The following is a 17,538-nucleotide window of genomic DNA, read 5'->3' as shown; positions in this document are numbered from 1 at the left end:
ATGAGTGCGACTAAACACGCGGGATTCGCCATTGTGCTCGGAATTTCGGCTGTCGCCGCGGTGTTGCTCTCGCTCGCCGTCGGCGCGCGGCAGATGAGCTTGGCCGAAAGCGTCAGCGCTGTGCGTGACGGGCTTGCCCTCGCGTTCCACACCGAATCTGGGCAGGTCAGCGAGGAAGCGCAAGTGGTTGCCCAACTGCGGGTTCCACGCACGCTGCTCGGCCTGCTCGCTGGCTCCGCGCTAGGCACAGCGGGAGCCCTGCTCCAGGGGCACACACGAAACCCGCTGGCGGACACAAACCTGCTGGGCATCGCCCCGGGGGCGGCGCTTGCGGTGGCTGCGGCAACTGCGGTGTTCGGCTCGCTACCGGTGCTGGTCGCGGTGGGGGTCGGTTTCCTCGGCGCGACAATGGCGGTAGTGCTCGTCTTCGCACTGAGCGCGCGAAGCCGCGGTTCCACCCCGATCACGGTAGTACTCGGCGGGTCCGCGCTTGGGGCGGTGTGTTCCGCGCTGACCAGCGGCATCGTGCTCACCAGTACGCAAAGCCTCAATGATATGCGGTTTTGGACGGCGGGCTCCGTCGCGGGCCGGGACATGCACATCGTCGCCGCCGTCGCCCCGGTCATACTGGTCGGCCTGGTGGCTGCGTTCGCCACGGCGAACCGGGTGAACATGGTGAACCTGGGCGATGACGTCGCGCACTCTCTCGGCGTCAACGTCGCGGCTGCACGCGCGGTGGGGATCCTGCTGGTCGCCCTGCTTGCCGGTGCAGCTGTGGCGGGGGCGGGCCCGATCGGGTTTGTCGGCTTGGTCGTGCCGCATATCGTCCGCTCCCTGACCGGGCCGGATTACCGGCTGGTGCTGCCGTGCTCCGCGCTCGCCGGTGCGACGCTGCTGCTCCTCGCGGATGTCGCCGGCCGAGTCATCGCCCGCCCCGGTGAGCTGCAAGTTGGCATCACCCTTGCTTTCGTCGGCGCCCCGTTCGCCCTGTATCTGCTGCGGAAGGGGGCGAAGCTGTGACCCGCACGTTTGCAGTCAATGTCGTGCTCGCTGCCTGTGGGCTCGCCGTCGCGCTCGGAGGCATCATGGTGGGTGAATTCGGGCTTGGGCTTCACGACGTCCTCGCCGCCCTTACCGGACAGTCCACCGGCATGGCCCGCACCGTGGTCGTCGAGTGGCGCCTGCCGCGTGTTGCCACGGCGCTGGCGGTGGGGGCCGCGCTCGGATTCGCGGGCGCGATCTTTCAGACGATCACTCGTAACCCGCTGGCCAGCCCCGACATCCTGGGCGTTGTTTCAGGTGCGTCGTCGTTCGCACTTACAGCGCTGCTCGCGGGTGGCGGCACCGGGGCGCTGCTCAGCGCGCTCGGGGTGCCACTGAGCGCGTTTGTCGGCGGGATAGCGGTCTCCTTGGCGATGTGGTGGCTCAGCCGCGGGGGCGGTCTGGGTTCGTTTCAGCTCATCTTCGCCGGCATCATCCTCAACGCCTTGGCGGTGGCGTACAACTCGTTCCTCCTCGTCCGCGCCGACTACCGCGATGTGGGCAAAGCCCAGGCGTGGTTGACCGGCTCGGTCGGATCCTCGGGTTGGGGTGACGCCGCCGCTGTGTTGGTGGCGCTTGTGCTGGTTGTGCCGCTGCTGCGCTGGGCGTCATTCCAGCTCGAAGCCCTCTCTCTCGGCGACGACATGGCTGCGGGACTGGGCGTCGATCCGCGGCGCACCCAGCTTGTGCTCATGGTGCTTGCCGTGGCGTTGACATCGACGGCGGTGGCGGCTTCAGGTCCGATTGCTTTTGTGGCGTTTGTGGCGCCGCACGTGGGCCGTCGATTAGCGCATGCCCCCACGCCCCCACTTGGCACCGCGATGATTGCCGGCGCGCTGATCGTCGCCGGTGCTGACCTCGCAGTGCGCACCGTTGTGCCGGGAGACTTGCCGGTAGGCGTGGCCACGTCGGCGTTCGGCGGGGCGGCTTTGCTCTATGCGCTGATGCGCGCGACCAGAAAGGTGACCTTGTAATGCTTCACGTGCGTGATCTCACCGTCAGCTACGGTGCGGCAACGATCATCGACGGGCTCGTCCTCGACGTCCCGCGCGGCGGCGTCACCACCATTGTTGGACCGAACGGCTGCGGTAAATCGACGTTGTTGCGTGCGGTCGCTGGCCTGATCCCGCGCGAGCGCGGCGAGGTGGTCCTGGACGGCCGAAACACCGCGGAGATGAAACGCCGCGAGATCGCTCGCACGCTCGCGGTGCTGCCGCAAACCCCCGTAGCGCCGGATGGGCTGACGGTGCGGGACCTGGTCGAGCGCGGGCGCCACCCGCATCAGACGTGGCTGCGCCAGACATCGGAGAAAGACCGCGCGACGGTGGACGAGGTGATGGAGCTGACTCAGGTGGCCGAGTTTGCGGAGCGCCCGCTCGAGAGGCTCTCCGGCGGGCAGCGGCAGCGCGCGTGGATCGCGATGGTGCTCGCCCAAGACACCCCGCTCGTGCTTTTGGACGAGCCGACCACGTATCTGGACCTTTCCCACTCCGTCGAGTTACTTGCACTTATTCGCCGTCTCGCCGATGACATGGCGCGCACCGTGGTCATGGTGCTGCACGATTTGAACCTCGCGGCGCGTTTTTCCGACCAGTTGGTCGTGATGAAAGGCGGCGAGGTGCAAGCGGCGGGCACGCCCGCCGAGGTTGTGTCGGAGCAGTTGCTTGCCGACGTATTCTCTCTGCCCGCCGTGGTCACCGAGGACCCGGTGGCAGGAGGGCCGCTGATCGTGCCCCGCTAGCGCGCTCTAGAGCTCCTGGTCAATCTGTGTGATCGCGTACGGGATGGTCAACGGGTTGGGCATGCTCATCGCGTTGGCGGTGTCGGTGTCGAGCCAGTGCACGCCGCCGCGCGTGTTGACGTCGAGGTTCGCAAACGAGGCATCGTTTTTCAGCGCGTCGATCGCGCCGTAGTAGTCCAGGATGAACACGTAGTCCACCTCGTTGAGGTCAGAGTAGTTCTCTGGGGACCAATCGATGAAGAAGCTAGATCCGTCACCGTTGAACTTGTCCGGGATGGTAAACCCAAGCTTTTCAATGAAGGAGCCGCGGCCGTCCCCTGCCGTGTACACGCCGAGCTTGCCGTCGTAGGGCATCCCGATGACCGCGGTCTTGCCCTGCAGCTCCGGATGCGCCTGCCGGAAGTCCGCGAAAGCCTGCTCGGATTCTGCGATGAGCTTGTCGCCCTCCGTTTCCTGGCCCAAAGCCGCCGCGATCTCCTTGATCTGCTCGTCCCACGGCACCTGCCAGTCTTCGTGTTGGTCGGAATGGAAGGTCGCCGGCGCAATCTGCTGCAACAGGGCCTGCGTGTCGCTGTCGAAACCGCTGTTGACTGCGATGATCTTGGTCGGATCGAGCGCTGCGACCTGCTCAGCGGTGTCGGTGCTGAACTCGGTGGTGGTGTTGCGGATCGGGTTCGGCTCGACGGTGAGCTTGTCTTTCGCCCACGGTCCGAGGCCGGACGGATCGCCCGAGCCCTCTGCCTCCCAGGTGGCGTAGCCGACCGGTTGCTCCCCCAGCGCGAGGACGGTGTCCACGTCGCCAAGCCCCAGCGTGACAATGCGGTCGTTCGACCCCGCCGCGTCGGTGCGCTGGCCGGAGTCTGCGGACTCGCTGGAACAGCCGGTAAGCAGCAGCGCAGCCGCAGCGAAGGTAGCGGTCAGCCGCTGAATCGACAGCGGGGAAGTGCGTTTCAAGGTTCGCCCTTTCGGTCGGGAACGAAAGCACCCTGGGTTAGGTGTGCCTAAGCTAACGTGATTAGCTTAGAGTACGCCGCCGCCACCGGGCAACACCTAGGCGGCCCGGGCTTTAGCGGTGCTGACCGTCGCCGAACTCGCGGCGGAAGTTGCCATCCCAGTCGTAGTCCGCACCCGGGTCCTGGGTGCCGAAGTTTCCCGGCTCGAGGGCGTCCGGCTGCTGGTCGCCGCTGCCCTGGATCCCCATGATCAGAAACACCGCGCCGGTAACCGCGCCCGCGATGCCGATGAACACGGCGGTGGAGCCGGTGAGGAAGGCGAACGAGAGCACGGCCACCACGATGCAGGCTGCGCCGATGGCGTAGTTGCGCGCCGGCGATCCGGAGCCGTTGCGTTGTCCACCTGCGGGGTCGTGCGGGAGACCGTCGTCGTTGTATCCCTTGAACTGCATGATTCGCAGCCTACGGGAGACGCGCCGTTATTGGCTGTTGAGTTTTCCGGACAGGCGGTCCAGGCGGTCCTTGCTTGGTCCGTCGAGGCCGACGATGTTGACGGATTTGCCCTTGCTCTCGAATTTCCTGGTGATGGAGTCCAACGTGGCCACGGTGGAGGCGTCCCACACCTCGGCGGTAGAAAGGTCGATGACGATGTGTTCGGCGCTATCGGCGTAGTCGAAGGCGTAGACCAGGTCGTTGCTGGATGCCCAGAACAGTTGGCCGTGGATGCGGTAGGTGCTGGTGGTGGTGCTGGCGTCGTCGATACGCTCGACGCTCGCGAGGTGGGCGACGCGGCGGGCGAACATGATCATCGCGGTGAGGACGCCGAGCACGACCCCGACGGCGAGGTTGCTCGTCGCAAGCGTGCCGACGACCGTGACCAGCATGACCACGGTTTCGGACACCGGCATGAGTTTCAGGGTGCGGGGGCGGATGGAGTGCCAGTCGATGGTGCCGACGGAGACCATGATCATGATTGCCACGAGGGCGGCCATCGGGATCATGCCGACGACGTCGCCGAGCACCAGGATCAGGGCCAGCAGAAACACGCCGGCAAGCAGGGTGGACAGGCGGGTGCGGGCCCCGGACTCTTTGACGTTGATCATCGTCTGGCCGATCATCGCGCACCCGCCCATGCCGCCGAACAGGCCGGTGGCGATGTTGGCCACGCCCTGGCCCCAGGATTCGCGGGTTTTGTTGGAGTGGGTGTCGGTGATGTCGTCGACAAGTTTTGCGGTCATGAGTGATTCCATCAGGCCGACGACCGCCATACCGAGCGCGTAGGGGCCGATGATGCGCAGGGTTTCCAGCGTCAGTGGCACGTCGGGGATGAACAGGCTGGGCAGGGAGTGGGGCAGCTCGCCCATGTCGGAAACCGTCGGCACGCGGATGCCCGCAGCGACGACGACTCCGGTAAGCAAGATGATCGTGATCAGCGGCGCGGGGACCGCGGAGGTGACCTTGGGCCAGGCGAGCATGATGGCGATGCCGGCGGCGACGAGCGGGTAGACGGGCCAAGGGACGTCGATAAGGTGCTCGAGCTGCGCGGAGAAAATCAAAATGCCCAGCGCATTGACAAAGCCGACCATCACCGAGCGTGGGATGAAGCGCTGCAGTTTGGCCACGCCAAGCGCCGCGAGCACGATCTGGAGCACGCCGGCGAGGACGACCGTGGCGACGAAATAATCCAGACCGTACTCCCGGGCGACCGGGGCGATGACCAGCGCGACAGCTCCGGTGGCGGCGGTGATCATCGCGGGGCGGCCGCCCGTGAACGCGATGGTGATCGCCATGATCACCGAGGCGAACAACCCGAGCGCGGGGTCCACACCAGCGAGGATAGAAAACGCGATCGCCTCAGGGATGAGCGCTAAGGCGACGGTGAGCCCGGCGAGTACTTCACGACGAAGCCGCGCGGCGGAACTGAACGCGTAACGGAACGACTCGGCGAGTCCTGTGGGCGCGGGAGTAACTGCTTCAGACACGCCGAAGACAGTAGCGGACTCCGAAACGCCGACACCCCGCGAGCCACACCGGGGGATTTACTACCCAGCGATTACGCTTGACTCCGACTGCCCACAACAGAAAGTGAGAGCTGTGGAGACAACGAAGAACCTCGCGGTGGACACCCTCGCGCGCGTGCTCATGCCGAAGAAGGGCGAGCCGCACGATGTGCGCATGCTCTACCTCATCGAGCAGGAGCAGAATAAGCAGCGGCTGCGCTGGTCGGAACGCACCAGTTTCGACATCCCAGCGGGCAACGAAGTGTCCTTCGAGACCTACTTCAACGCCTTCCCGGCGAGTTACTGGCGCCGCTGGTCGCAACTGGACAGCGTGGTCCTCGCGATGCGTGTCGAGGGCCGCGCGACCATCTCGGTCTACCGCTCGAAACACGACGGCACCCGCGTCGCCGTGACCAACGTCGAGGCCACCGGCGACGTCGAAATCCCGCTGAAGCTCAACAACTTCGAGGACGGCGGCTGGCTGTGGTTCGACGTCACCGCGGAGGACGATTCGCGCATCAGCGATGCGGCGTGGTGCGCCCCGCAGGAGCCCAAGGAGCAAGTGCTTGACGACGGCACCGTGGTCCCACCCCAGCCCAAACAGGTCGCCGTGGGCATCCCGACGTTCAACCGCCCCCGCGACGCCGTCAACGCGTTGCATGCGTTGGCGGAGGACCCGTACGTGGAGTCGTCGATAAGCCATGTACTCATGCCGGACCAGGGTGACCAGCACCCGGCGGACGAGCCGGACTTCAACGAGGCCGAAAAGAACCTCAACGGCAAGCTGCGCATCTTCCAGCAGGGCAACCTGGGCGGCTCCGGCGGGTATTCACGCATCATGTACGAGGCGCTCAACGGCACGGACGCGCCGTTCATCCTGTACATGGACGACGACATCGCCATCGAGCCGGACTCCATCGCGCGCTCTGTGCAGGCCGCGCGCTACGCCAAGCAGCCGATCCTGGTCGGCGGGCAGATGCTCAACCTGCAGGACCGCTCGCAGCTGCGCACCACCGGTGAGACCGTGGATCCGAACATCTTCATGTTCTCCGCCGCCAAGCACGCGGTGTACGACCACGACTTTGCCAAGTACCCGCTCGGCTACGTGGGCACCGAGGAAGAGGACCTGGATCCGAAGAAGACCACCTCGCGCCCGCTGCACCGCCGCATCGACGTGGACTACAACGGCTGGTGGATGAACCTGTTCCCGCGCGTCGTCGCGGAGAAGATGGGCCTGCCGCTGCCGCTGTTTATCAAGTGGGACGACAACGAGTACGCCCTGCGCGCCAAGGAGGCGGGCTTTCCGACGGTCACCTGGCCGGGTGTCGCAATCTGGCACATGGCCTGGGCGGACAAGGACGACGCGATCGACTGGCAGGCCTACTTCCACATGCGCAATCGCCTCATCGTGGCCTCCATCTACGGGCCCGACAACCCGGAGGCGATGCTGAAGAACATGCAGAAGTCCACCGCGAAGCACTACTTCTGCATGGAGTACTCCACCATCGCGATCCAAAACGAGGCGATGCGCGACTTCCTCGCCGGCCCGGAGCAGCTCTTCGACATCCTCGAATCCTCGCTGCCGCGCATCCAGGGCATCCGCAAGGAGTACTCGGACGCGCAGGTGCTGCCGTCCGCGACCGACCTGCCCGCGCCCACCGGCGCGCCGGGCGTGCCCACGAACAAGATGGGCGGCCGCCTGGCCAAGATCAAGAAGATCCCGTGGGCGGTCAAGGCGCTGCTGCACCTGCGCAAGGACGAGGACCGCGCCCACTGGGACGCACCGCAGCTCAACCTCACCGCCGACGAAGCCCGCTGGTACACGCTGGCCCGCGTCGATTCCGCCACAGTGTCCACCGCCGGCGGCACAGGCGTGGCCTTCCGCAAGCGGGACAAGGCGCTTGCCGACGACCTCATGCGCGAGCAGAAGCAGTTACGCGAGGAAATCAAGCAGCGCTGGCCGGAACTCAAGCGCACCTACCGCGACGCGCGCGGGGAACTGACCAGCCACGACAACTGGGGGAAGGTGTTCGATGCCCAGTAAGGAAACGGACCTGCTCGTTGCCATCCAGGATGCGCTCTACACCCCGACCACGGCGAAGATCGCCCGGGGCTTGAGCCACTTCGGCGAGCACGACTTGGGCTGGCTTGGGGTTGCGGCGGCTGGCGCGGTCGTCGATAAGCAGCGGCGCTCCAAGTGGGTCGCGCTCGGCGTGGGCACATTTGCTGCGCACGCCGCGACGGTGGTGCTCAAGCGCATCGTTCGGCGCCCGCGTCCGAACGACCCGCGCGTGAAGATCGGGGTGAAGACACCGTCGCAACTGTCGTTCCCGTCCTCGCACGCCGCGAACACGGGGGCCGCGGCCGCGCACCTGGCGAACATCACCGGGTCGAAGGCGCCGTGGTTGCTCGTGCCGGTGATGATGCTGTCGCGTAACGTGCTCGGCGTGCATTACCCGACCGACACCCTCGCCGGCGCGCTACTCGGCGCGGGGTGTGCGAAGGCCGTGATGGAAGCGGAGAAGAGGATTTAAGTGGCACACACGCACAACCCTGTCGACGAGCCGCTGCTGAAGTCTGAGCCCCACACCTCGGGTGTGGACCAGGTGATGAAGAAGTCGCCGCCGAAGAACCTTCCGGACGCGATGATTAAGGGGCTGCGCCCGAAGCAGTGGGTGAAAAACGTCCTCGTGCTCGCCGCGCCCTTGGCTGCTGGCGCGGACTCGTTTAACTCGCAGACCGCGGTGGACATCCTGCTCGCGTTCCTCGTGTTCTGCTTCGGCGCGTCCTCGATCTACTTGATCAACGACGCCCGCGACATCGAGTCCGACCGCCGCCACCCGACGAAGCGGTTCCGCCCGATCGCTTCCGGCATGCTGCCGGTGGGCCTGGCGTACGCCATGGCGGCGATCCTCATCGCGTTGGCGCTTGGTCTGTCGCTTTTGGCTACCGACGGTGGCGCCCTGGCCTGGGTGATCGGCATCTACATCGCGCTGCAGCTGGGCTACTGCTTCGGCTGGAAGCACATCCCGGTGATCGACATTGCGCTGGTGTCCTCCGGGTTCATGCTGCGCACCATGGCTGGTGGCGTGGCCGCGGGCATCGACCTGTCGCAGTGGTTCCTGCTCGTCGCCGCGTTCGGCTCGCTGTTCATGGCCTCCGGCAAGCGGTACGCGGAACTGCTGCTGGTCAAAGAAACCGGCGCGGAGATCCGCCGCTCGCTGCAGGGCTACACCGAGACGTACCTGCGGTTCGTGTGGACGCTGTCCGCTACCGCCGTGGTCATGTCGTACGCGCTGTGGGGCTTCCAGCTCTCCAACGCGGTCGAAGGCACCACGGCGATCTGGTACCAGGTGTCCATGGTGCCGTTCGTCATCGCGATTTTGCGCTACGCCTCCGTGGTCGACGGCGGCCAGGGCGGCGCGCCGGACGAGATCGCGCTGGAGGACCGCGTGCTGCAGCTGCTTGCCGCGGCCTGGATCTTCTGCATCGTCATGGCGGTCTACGTCGTGCCGAACTTAGGTTGGTAGGCCAAAAGCCACTAACATCGTCGCAATGACAAAAAACGCCCGCATCTCCGCGCTCGCCGCAGCAGTGGTTGCGGGCGTCGCAGCTTTCTGGGGCGGCTGGCTGCGCCGCTGGATGTCCGACGACGGTCTGATCGTGCTGCGCACCGTGCGCAACCTGCTGGCCGGCAACGGCCCAGTGTTCAACGCCGGCGAGCGCGTCGAGGCGAACACGTCCACGCTGTGGCAGTACCTCATCACCGCGTTCGCATGGATTACCGACGCCCGCCTCGAGTCGATCGCCATGTGGCTGGCACTGCTGTGCACCGTCGCGGCGGCCGCCACCGCCACCTACGCCTCGGGCAGGTTCTGGGGCCGCGTTGGCCCGGTCATCCCGCTGGGCATCATCATCTACATCGCACTGCCGCCGGCGCGCGACTTCGCCACCTCCGGCCTGGAGTGGGGGCTGTCGCTTCTGTGGATCGCGATCTGGTGGGCGCTGCTCGTCGCCTGGGCGGAAGAACCTTTGCGACGACGCGCGCCCCTGGCCGGCTACCTTCTCGCGTTTTGGTGCGGCATGTCGTGGCTCGTGCGCCCGGAACTGGCGCTCTACGGCGGCGTGACCGGCATCCTGCTCATCGCGTTCACCCCGCGCAAAACCCCAGGGATCCTCGCCGCCGCGCTACCGGTGCCGGCCGCGTATCAAATCTTCCGCATGGGCTACTACGGGCTGCTCACCCCGCACACCGCGGTGGCGAAGTCGGCCTCCGGCTCCGAGTGGCGCAGCGGCTTCGAGTACTTCGCGGACTTCTTCGGCTACTACTGGCTGGCGCTGCCGATCATCGGCGCGGCCACGGTGGCGGTGTGGCAGCTGTGGGGTGCGAGGGGTCGTCGATTAGCGATTGTCCTGCTCACCACCGGCGTAGCGCTTACCCACATCCTGTACGTGCTGCGCGTTGGCGGCGACTTCATGCACGGGCGCATGTGGCTGCTGCCGCTGTTCGCGCTGCTGCTGCCGGTGATGGCCGCGCCGTACAACCGGATCGTCGCGGCGGTGGGCATGGCGATCGTCGTGTGGGCCACCGTGATCGTGCTGCGCGCGCACCCCGTGGACTGGGAGCCGTACAACACCGGCGAAAAAGAACTCGGCATTGTCGACGAGCGCGACTTCTGGACCATGGCCGTCAAACGCCCCGCCGGCGACCCGCCGATGTTCGCCGAGGACTTCACCACCTCAAAGCTCATGCGCAACTGGGAAGACGCTCTCGAGCGCGGCATGGATGAGGATTCCGCCCAGATGAGCCTCGCGTACGTGAGCGAAGATCCGGAACTCTACGAGTGGTTCATCCGCGACCGCGAGGCTATCGACTCCGACCTGCGCAACCAGCCGCTGACGATCTACATGGTCAACCTTGGCATGACCAGCATGAACGCGCCGCTGAACGTGCGCGTGCTGGACACCGTGGGGCTGGCCACCCCGATCGCGGCGCGCATGCCGCGCGACCCCGACGGCCGCGTCGGCCACGACAAGGCGCTCGACCAGATCTGGCAGGCCGCGGATGCGGATACGGATTTGGACAAGTTGCCGGAGTTCGTCGATAAGCAACAGGCGCGTCAGGCACGCGCGGCGCTGCGTACGGAGGAGATCGCGGAGCTGCTGGCCACCTCGCGCGAGCCGATGAGTTGGGGCCGCTTCTGGGCCAACGTGCGCTACTCGCTGGGCCCCGGCCGCACGCTCATGCTTGACGACGACCCCTCCACCTACCTCGACGACGCCACCCTGCGCGAGATCAGCGCTGGGGAGGACCCCGGGCTGACCGGTAGGCAGATCGCCTGGGAGCGCGAAAAATAGCGGTCGAGGTTTCGGATTGGTAACGTAATCGTGTCTTTTGCCTGAAAAACACGTTTTGAGGGGAATGTATGAACACCCGAAACTCTGTGCGCCGCAAGCTCACCGCGGTGCTGGTCGCGATTCTGAGCGCGATCTCCATCGTGAGCGCGCCGCAGGCTAGCGCCGCGAACCGTGACTGGCTGCGCCCCGGCTGCACCTGGGATCCGGTGAAGTACTGGGTTCAGCGCTGCAATGTGTGGTCACCCGCGATGAAGCGTCACATCCCGGTGCAGATCCAGCCGGCGCAGCGCGGCGGTAACGCGGGCCTGTACATGCTTGACGGTCTGCGCGCCACGGAGCGCACCAACGCGTGGGTCAACGACGTCAACGCGGCGCGTACCTTCGCACGCCACAACATCACCCTGGTGATGCCGGTCGGCGGCGAGTCCTCCTTCTATACCGACTGGAACGCTCCGGCGACGTACGACTTCAACCACCCGGTGACCTACAAGTGGGACACGTTCTTGACTAAGGAGCTCCCGCCGTATCTGCAGCGCCACTTCGGTGTCTCGCCGACGAACAACTCGATTCTCGGCCTGTCGATGGGCGGCACCGCCGCAGTTAACCTCGCTGCGCTGCACCCGAAGCAGTTCCGCCAGGTGCTGTCCTACTCGGGCTACCTCGCCACGACGATTCCGGGCGGCCAGACCGCGCTGCGCGCCGCGCTTCTCGACGGCGGCATGTACAACGTCAACGCCATGTGGGGCTCCTCGCTCAATCCGCGTCGCTACGAGAACGACCCGTTTTTGAACATGGGCAACCTGCGCGGCAAGGACGTCTACGTCTCCGCCGGCTCCGCCGTGCCGGGTCCGGCCGACCAGAAGTACCTGCCGCAGCACCAAGCCGCCGGCATTGCACTTGAAGGCGTGGCTAACGCCACCACGCGCGCTTGGTCCGCCAAGGCGAACCTGACCGGCGTGAAGCACACCGCCGTGTTCACCCCGACCGGCCTGCACAACTGGGACCAGTTCGGCAGCCAGCTCGAGGCCACCAAGCCGCGCATCCTGAATGTGATGAACGCCTGGTAACACCGGCTATATAGACGCGCTCGGGAGTATCTCCCGGGCGCGTTTTTTCGTGCCCGTTTGTCTGCGTCGGTAACGCGCCGCGTGTCGCGACCGATTAAACCCTCAAGTGAAACTTAAGATCCAGGGTGAAACTCTTGTGACACTAGTAGCCCGACGAGGTAGGAGACTCATGCGAGACAACCGGAACACCACCACCAGGCTCATGGCCGCCCTGCTGCCCGCCGCGCTGGCCGTGCCGCTGGCGACCGCGGTTGCGCCCAACGCCGGCGCACAGTCCTCCGATCTGTCGTCGCTGTCGTCCAACCGCGGACTGTCCGACGGCCTGCGCCCGTCCGACCCGCCGAAGCGCACGCCGATCGAGGTGGAGAAGAACCCCGAGGTGCCGGGCCTGCCCGCGGGCGTGAAGGTCGACCGCATCGAGTGGCTGACCAGCCGCCGCGTCGCCGTGTTCATCAACTCCCCGTCCATGCCGGAGCACCCGATCCAGGTGCAGATCCTGCTGGCGCGCGACTGGCACTCCAACCCGACCGCGAAGTTCCCCGAGGTGTGGGCGCTCGACGGGCTGCGCGCGCGTGACGACGAAAACGGCTGGACCATCGAAACCAACATCGAGCAGTTCTACGCCGACAAGAACGTCAACGTGATCCTCCCGGTCGGCGGCGAGTCCTCCTTCTACTCCGACTGGCAGCGCGAGAACAACGGCAAGCACTACAAGTGGGAGACGTTCCTGACCAAGGAGCTCATCCCGGTGCTGAACAACGAGTTCCGCTCCAACTCCCGCCGCGCCGTCGTCGGCCTGTCCATGGGAGGCACCGCTGCGGTCAACCTCGCGGAGCGCAACCCGCACCTGTTCGACTTCGTCGGCTCGTTCTCCGGCTACCTGGACACCACGACCACCGGCATGCCGACTGCGATCAAGGCCGCGCAGCTCGACGCCGGCGGCTACAACGCCGAGGCCATGTGGGGTCCGCTGGGCTCGCAGGACTGGATCGACCACGACCCGAAGCTGGGCATCGAGAACCTGAAGGACATGACCGTCTACGTCTCGTCCGGCTCGGGCCGCGACGACTTCGGCAACGCCGAGTCCGTGGCTAAGGGCCGCGCGAACGCCGCCGGCATGGGCTTGGAGGTCATCTCGCGCCTGTCCACCCAGACGTTCGTGGACTACGCGTCGCGCACGTCCGTCAAGCCGATCGTGCGCTTCCGCCCGTCGGGTGTGCACTCGTGGGAGTACTGGCAGTTCGAGATGGCGCAGGCCTGGCCGTACATCGCCAACGCGCTCGACGTGCCGGAGGCCGACCGCGGCTCGAAGTGCACCCCGATCGGCGCGATCGGGGAAGAGACCAAGTCCGGCGTCATCGGTACCTGTGTCAACGACGAGTACAACGCTGGCAAGGACGCCCGCGGCAAGGCGCAGGACTTCCGCGGCGGCACCGCCTTCTGGTCGCCGACCACCGGCGCGCACGCCCTGTACGGCGCGATCCTGGCCAAGTACAACGGGCTTGGTGGCGCGGCCGGCTGGCTCGGCTTCCCGACCACCGGCGAGACCCGCACCCCGGACGGCATCGGCCGCTTCGTCCACTTCGAGCACGGCTCCATCTACTGGACCCCGACCACCGGCGCGTACGCCATCCCGGGCGACATGTTCAAGGCCTGGGGCAACAACGGCTACGAGACTGGCGACCTGAAGTACCCGATCTCCGAGGCCAACAAGGTGGGCAACGGCTACGTGCAGAAGTTCCAGGGCGGCTACCTCACCCGCAACCCGGACGGTAAGCACTTCATCGTCCACGGTGCGATCGGCGAGAAGTACGGAAAGATCGGCACCGCGACCTCCGCGCTCGGCTTCCCGGTGGGCAACGAGATCAAGATCAAGGGCGGCTTCTTCCAGGAGTTCGAGCACGGCAACATCTACTGGTCCGCTGCCACGGGCGCGCACACCATTCTCAAGGGCGACATCTTCAACGAGTGGGGCAAGCGCGGCTACGAGCAGGGCGAGCTCGGCTGGCCGGTCAAGGACATGGAGAAGATCCCGGCCGGCGGCCTGACCATTGAGTTCCAGCGCGGCACGGTCAAGCAGGTCAACGGCGTGGTGGACGTAAGGAAGAAGTAATGCGCAAACTCGCACTTTGCTTGACGACGATCACCTGCACCGCCCTGACCGCCTGCGGCGGTGCAACGGTGGACTCGGACGACGTCGAGGTCACCGAGACCACCGAGACCGCCACCTCCACCACCGCGGAGACGTCGACGACGGCGTCGGCGGAGACGGCGGCGCCGGCGTCGTCGGCAAGCAACGGCGCAGGCGACGAGCCGGCCCGCGAGGTGGACTCTGTGCCACACCAGGCGCCCGCCTACTCGCCGGAGGAGCAGGCCTTTCTGGATCACCTCAGCCAAAACGGGGTGAACGTGGACGGTCTTGAAGACCAGCTCACAGCAACCGGGTTTACGGTGTGCGACAACGACACCATCACCCGCGACGCCGTGGCAGGCCAGCTGGTGGAGCAGCGCCGCACCGACATGGACGCGGCCGCTGTGGCCACGCTGATCGGCGACACCGCGCGCGCCAACCTCTGCGGCTAAAAAGGAGGCCCCATGCGCCAATCGCGCAACGTGTTCGTCGTCGCTGCCGTCATCGTGGTGCTCGCGCTGATCGGGCTCGGCATCTATCAGTGGCGCACCACCTCGGAGACGGACGTGCCGTCCGCGGACGGGCCGCGCGAAACCACCTCGGAGGCCGCAGCGCCTGCCGAACCCGACTGGTGCCCCGCGGTGGAGGTCATCTCCGTGCCGGGCACCTGGGAATCCTCGCGTGACGACGACCCCTTCAACCCCCAGGCCAACCCCGCCAGCTTCATGCTGTCGATCACGCGCCCGCTGCAGGAGATGTACGATATCAACCACGTGCGCGTGTTCACCGTTCCGTACACCGCGCAGTTCCGCAACATCCAAACCGCCCGCGGCCGCGCGGAGATGACGTACGACGACTCGCGCGCCGAAGGCACCGCGAAGCTGCGTGGCGAACTCGACTTCGTGGCGCGCACGTGCCCGTCGACGCAGTTCATCATCGCCGGGTTTTCGCAGGGTGCGGTGATTGTGGGGGACGTGGCGTCGTCGATAGGCAATAGCGCCGGCCCGATCAACCCGGACCGGCTGCTCGGCGCGGTGATGATCGCGGACGGACGGCGCGAAAATGGCATCGGCGTCAACCCGGGCGCGGAGGTGCACGGCACCGGCGCGGAGATTGCGCTGCAGCCGTTGCAGCGCGTCGCCGACGCCGTGACCCCGGGCGCGACCATGACCGGTCCGCGGCCTGGCGGCTTCGGCCTCGTGGAGGACCGCGCGTTTGAAATCTGCGCACCGGACGACACCGTCTGCGACGCCCCGCAAGGCGTGGGCAACGCCATCGACCGGGCGCACGCGCTGATCGCCGCGAACGGGAACCACGCCATGTACGCGACCAACCCGGCCGTCATCCCCGGCACGACGGTGCCGGAATGGACGGTAAATTGGGTCCGCGACGTAGTAGGGAGTTTGTAAACCATGGACCTGCAACAACTGACAGCACAATTCATCGGCGCAGACGGCGAGATCGCCTTGCCGGAGCACTTCACCCTCCCGCGCCTGGCCGAGATGCTCCATCAGGCGCACCTGCAAGCCGGTGCTGGCGACGCGGTGAATCTGCGCGACTGGGACTTCACCCAAAACGCCGACGGCGAGGCGACCGTGTACACGCGCGTCGAGGTCAACACCCGCATCAAGGCGGTCGCCGCGCGTCTCGGCCAGGTCGGCGAGCCCGGCTCCCGCGTGGCGATTATGGCCCCGAACTCCGCCGAGTACCTCTTCGGTTTCATGGGCGCCCTTTACGCCGGCCTGGTCCCGGTGCCGCTCTACGACCCCAACGAGCCCGGCCACCAGGGCCACATGGAGGCGGTGCTTGCCGACGCCGACGCGCACATCGTCATCACTAACTCCGCCGGCGCGCCCGCCGTGCGTCGCCACTTCGCCCACCTGCCCGGGCCAGAGCGCCCCCGCATCATCGCGGTGGACGCGCTGCCGGACACGCTCGCCGCCGCGTGGCAGCCGATCGCGCCCGCAGAAGGCGAGGACACCGCGAACCAGATCTGTTTCTTGCAGTACACCTCCGGCTCCACCCGCAACCCGGCCGGCGTGATGATCACCAACGAGGCGCTTGTCACCGACATCATCCAGATCAACGAGGCGCTGCAGTTCCAGACCCCGATGCGCATCCCGACCTGGCTACCGCTGCACCACGACATGGGCATGATCGTCGCCATGGTGGGTGTTGTGCTCGGCCAGGAGATCGAACTGTTCTCCCCGCGCGACTTCATCCAGCAGCCGAAGCGCTGGGTGGAGCGCTTGTCGCGTCGCGACGACGACCCGTCCGATATCCACATCTACACCTGCATCCCCAACTTCGCGCTCGACCTGGCCGCCCGCTACGCCGCGCCGGAGACCCCCGAGCAGTACGACTTCTCCGCCGTGGAGTGCATCATCGTCGGATCCGAGTCCGTGACCAAGCCGGGCGTGTCCGCGTTCATCGACGCGTTCGGCGCCTCCGGGCTGGACCGGACCGTGTTGCGGCCGAGTTACGGCCTCGCGGAGACGACGCTGCTCGTGTCCACCGACCGCACCGAGGACCGCCCGAAGTTCGTCGAACTCGACCGCGACGCGCTCGCCGAGGGCAAGGCCGTGCCCCAGGACGGCGGCGTGCCCATGGCGTCGAACGGCCAGCCGGTCAACTGGATGCACTTCGCCATCGTCGACCCCGACACCCGCGCCGAGCAGCCCGACGGCACCATCGGCGAAATCTGGGTCAACGGCAAAAACGTCGCCGCCGGCTACCTGGACCGCCCGGAGGAGACCGAGGTGACGTTCCGCAACACCCTTGCCAGCGCCATCCAGGACGGCCTGCCGGAGGACAACTGGTGCGCCACCGGCGATTTGGGCACGATGCTCGACGGCCACCTCTACATCACCGGCCGCGTGAAAGACCTCGTCGTCGTCGCGGGCCGCAATCACTACCCGCAGGACATCGAAGCCACCGCCATGGAGGCTTCCGACCACGTGCGCAAGGACTCCGTCGCCGCGTTCGCCGTCCCCGGCGACGACGTGGAGCGCCTGGTCATCCTCGCCGAGCGTGCCGACGACGCCACCACCGACGGCGACCCCGCCGCCATCGACGCCGTGCGCTCCGCCGTGACCGCCAAACACGGCATCTCCCCGGACGTGGTCGAGTTCTACGCGCCGGGCGAAATCGCGCGCTCGTCGGCAGGCAAGATCGCCCGCCGCGTCAACGCGAAGCGTTTCACTGACCGCGAACACGCTGCTTCCAAGTAACAAAACGCCCGCGCCGG

The 17,538-nt window shown here is 66.6% G+C and carries 15 protein-coding genes; 12 read left to right on the top strand and 3 right to left on the bottom strand.

Going from position 1 to position 17,538, the window contains the following annotated elements; translation table 11 throughout:
• Genes IAU68_RS10695 through IAU68_RS10685 form a run of 3 tightly spaced genes read left to right on the top strand, consistent with a single transcriptional unit; the run spans nt 1 to nt 2,782 of the window.
• Nucleotides 1-1,020, top strand: a complete 1,020-nt coding sequence (locus IAU68_RS10695) for a FecCD family ABC transporter permease (protein WP_171193864.1) — start codon at nt 1-3, stop codon at nt 1,018-1,020.
• Nucleotides 1,017-2,015 carry a FecCD family ABC transporter permease gene (locus tag IAU68_RS10690; RefSeq protein ID WP_171193863.1) on the top strand — a complete coding sequence of 333 codons (999 nt, stop codon included), beginning with the start codon at nt 1,017-1,019 and terminating at the stop codon, nt 2,013-2,015. The genes IAU68_RS10695 and IAU68_RS10690 overlap by 4 nt, the downstream gene beginning before the upstream one ends.
• Nucleotides 2,015-2,782 carry an ABC transporter ATP-binding protein gene (locus IAU68_RS10685; protein WP_171193862.1) on the top strand — a complete coding sequence of 256 codons (768 nt, stop codon included), beginning with the start codon at nt 2,015-2,017 and terminating at the stop codon, nt 2,780-2,782. The genes IAU68_RS10690 and IAU68_RS10685 overlap by 1 nt, the downstream gene beginning before the upstream one ends.
• A gap of 6 nt (nt 2,783-2,788) precedes the next feature.
• Here the strand turns inward: IAU68_RS10685 and IAU68_RS10680 are convergent, their stop codons facing one another.
• The 3 genes from IAU68_RS10680 to IAU68_RS10670 all read right to left on the bottom strand — a co-directional run bounded on the left by IAU68_RS10680 (nt 2,789) and on the right by IAU68_RS10670 (nt 5,717).
• Nucleotides 2,789-3,736, bottom strand: coding sequence for an ABC transporter substrate-binding protein (locus IAU68_RS10680; protein WP_231699032.1), 948 nt, complete (start codon nt 3,734-3,736; stop codon nt 2,789-2,791).
• Nucleotides 3,737-3,848: 112 nt separating this feature from the next.
• Nucleotides 3,849-4,187 (bottom strand): hypothetical protein, encoded by a 339-nt coding sequence (locus IAU68_RS10675; RefSeq protein ID WP_171193861.1) that lies wholly within the window; start codon nt 4,185-4,187, stop codon nt 3,849-3,851.
• 27 nt (nt 4,188-4,214) lie between these two features.
• Nucleotides 4,215-5,717, bottom strand: coding sequence for a SulP family inorganic anion transporter (locus IAU68_RS10670; protein ID WP_171193860.1), 1,503 nt, complete (start codon nt 5,715-5,717; stop codon nt 4,215-4,217).
• 112 nt (nt 5,718-5,829) lie between these two features.
• On the opposite strand from IAU68_RS10670, the gene IAU68_RS10665 reads away from it, so the two are divergent.
• The 9 genes from IAU68_RS10665 to IAU68_RS10625 all read left to right on the top strand — a co-directional run bounded on the left by IAU68_RS10665 (nt 5,830) and on the right by IAU68_RS10625 (nt 17,521).
• The gene (locus tag IAU68_RS10665) at nt 5,830-7,779 is read left to right on the top strand and encodes a glycosyltransferase (RefSeq protein ID WP_269434856.1); all 1,950 of its coding nucleotides are present in this window, start codon (nt 5,830-5,832) and stop codon (nt 7,777-7,779) included.
• Nucleotides 7,769-8,269, top strand: coding sequence for a phosphatase PAP2 family protein (locus IAU68_RS10660; protein ID WP_171193859.1), 501 nt, complete (start codon nt 7,769-7,771; stop codon nt 8,267-8,269). Before IAU68_RS10665 ends, IAU68_RS10660 begins: the two co-directional genes overlap by 11 nt.
• Complete coding sequence (locus tag IAU68_RS10655; protein WP_171193858.1) at nt 8,270-9,265, top strand: decaprenyl-phosphate phosphoribosyltransferase; 996 nt, start codon at nt 8,270-8,272, stop codon at nt 9,263-9,265.
• 25 nt (nt 9,266-9,290) lie between these two features.
• Entirely contained in the window at nt 9,291-11,093 is a 1,803-nt protein-coding gene (locus IAU68_RS10650) for a hypothetical protein (RefSeq protein ID WP_171193857.1), read from the top strand.
• 68 nt (nt 11,094-11,161) lie between these two features.
• The gene (locus IAU68_RS10645; protein WP_171193856.1) at nt 11,162-12,160 is read left to right on the top strand and encodes an alpha/beta hydrolase; all 999 of its coding nucleotides are present in this window, start codon (nt 11,162-11,164) and stop codon (nt 12,158-12,160) included.
• A 169-nt stretch (nt 12,161-12,329) separates the two neighbouring features.
• Nucleotides 12,330-14,273 (top strand): alpha/beta hydrolase-fold protein, encoded by a 1,944-nt coding sequence (locus tag IAU68_RS10640; protein ID WP_171193855.1) that lies wholly within the window; start codon nt 12,330-12,332, stop codon nt 14,271-14,273.
• The gene (locus IAU68_RS10635; RefSeq protein WP_171193854.1) at nt 14,273-14,743 is read left to right on the top strand and encodes a hypothetical protein; all 471 of its coding nucleotides are present in this window, start codon (nt 14,273-14,275) and stop codon (nt 14,741-14,743) included. Before IAU68_RS10640 ends, IAU68_RS10635 begins: the two co-directional genes overlap by 1 nt.
• 12 nt (nt 14,744-14,755) lie before the next feature.
• On the top strand, nt 14,756-15,700 hold the full coding sequence (locus tag IAU68_RS10630) for a cutinase family protein (protein ID WP_171193853.1): 945 nt from the start codon (nt 14,756-14,758) through the stop codon (nt 15,698-15,700).
• A 3-nt stretch (nt 15,701-15,703) separates the two neighbouring features.
• The gene (locus tag IAU68_RS10625) at nt 15,704-17,521 is read left to right on the top strand and encodes a FadD32-like long-chain-fatty-acid--AMP ligase (protein WP_171193852.1); all 1,818 of its coding nucleotides are present in this window, start codon (nt 15,704-15,706) and stop codon (nt 17,519-17,521) included.
• Nucleotides 17,522-17,538 lie beyond the last annotated feature (17 nt).

It is taken from the genome of Corynebacterium lujinxingii (assembly GCF_014490555.1).
GTDB lineage: Bacteria > Actinomycetota > Actinomycetes > Mycobacteriales > Mycobacteriaceae > Corynebacterium > Corynebacterium lujinxingii.
The sequence above is the reverse complement of the archived record's forward strand: the minus strand, read 5'-3'. Positions and strand labels throughout refer to the sequence as shown.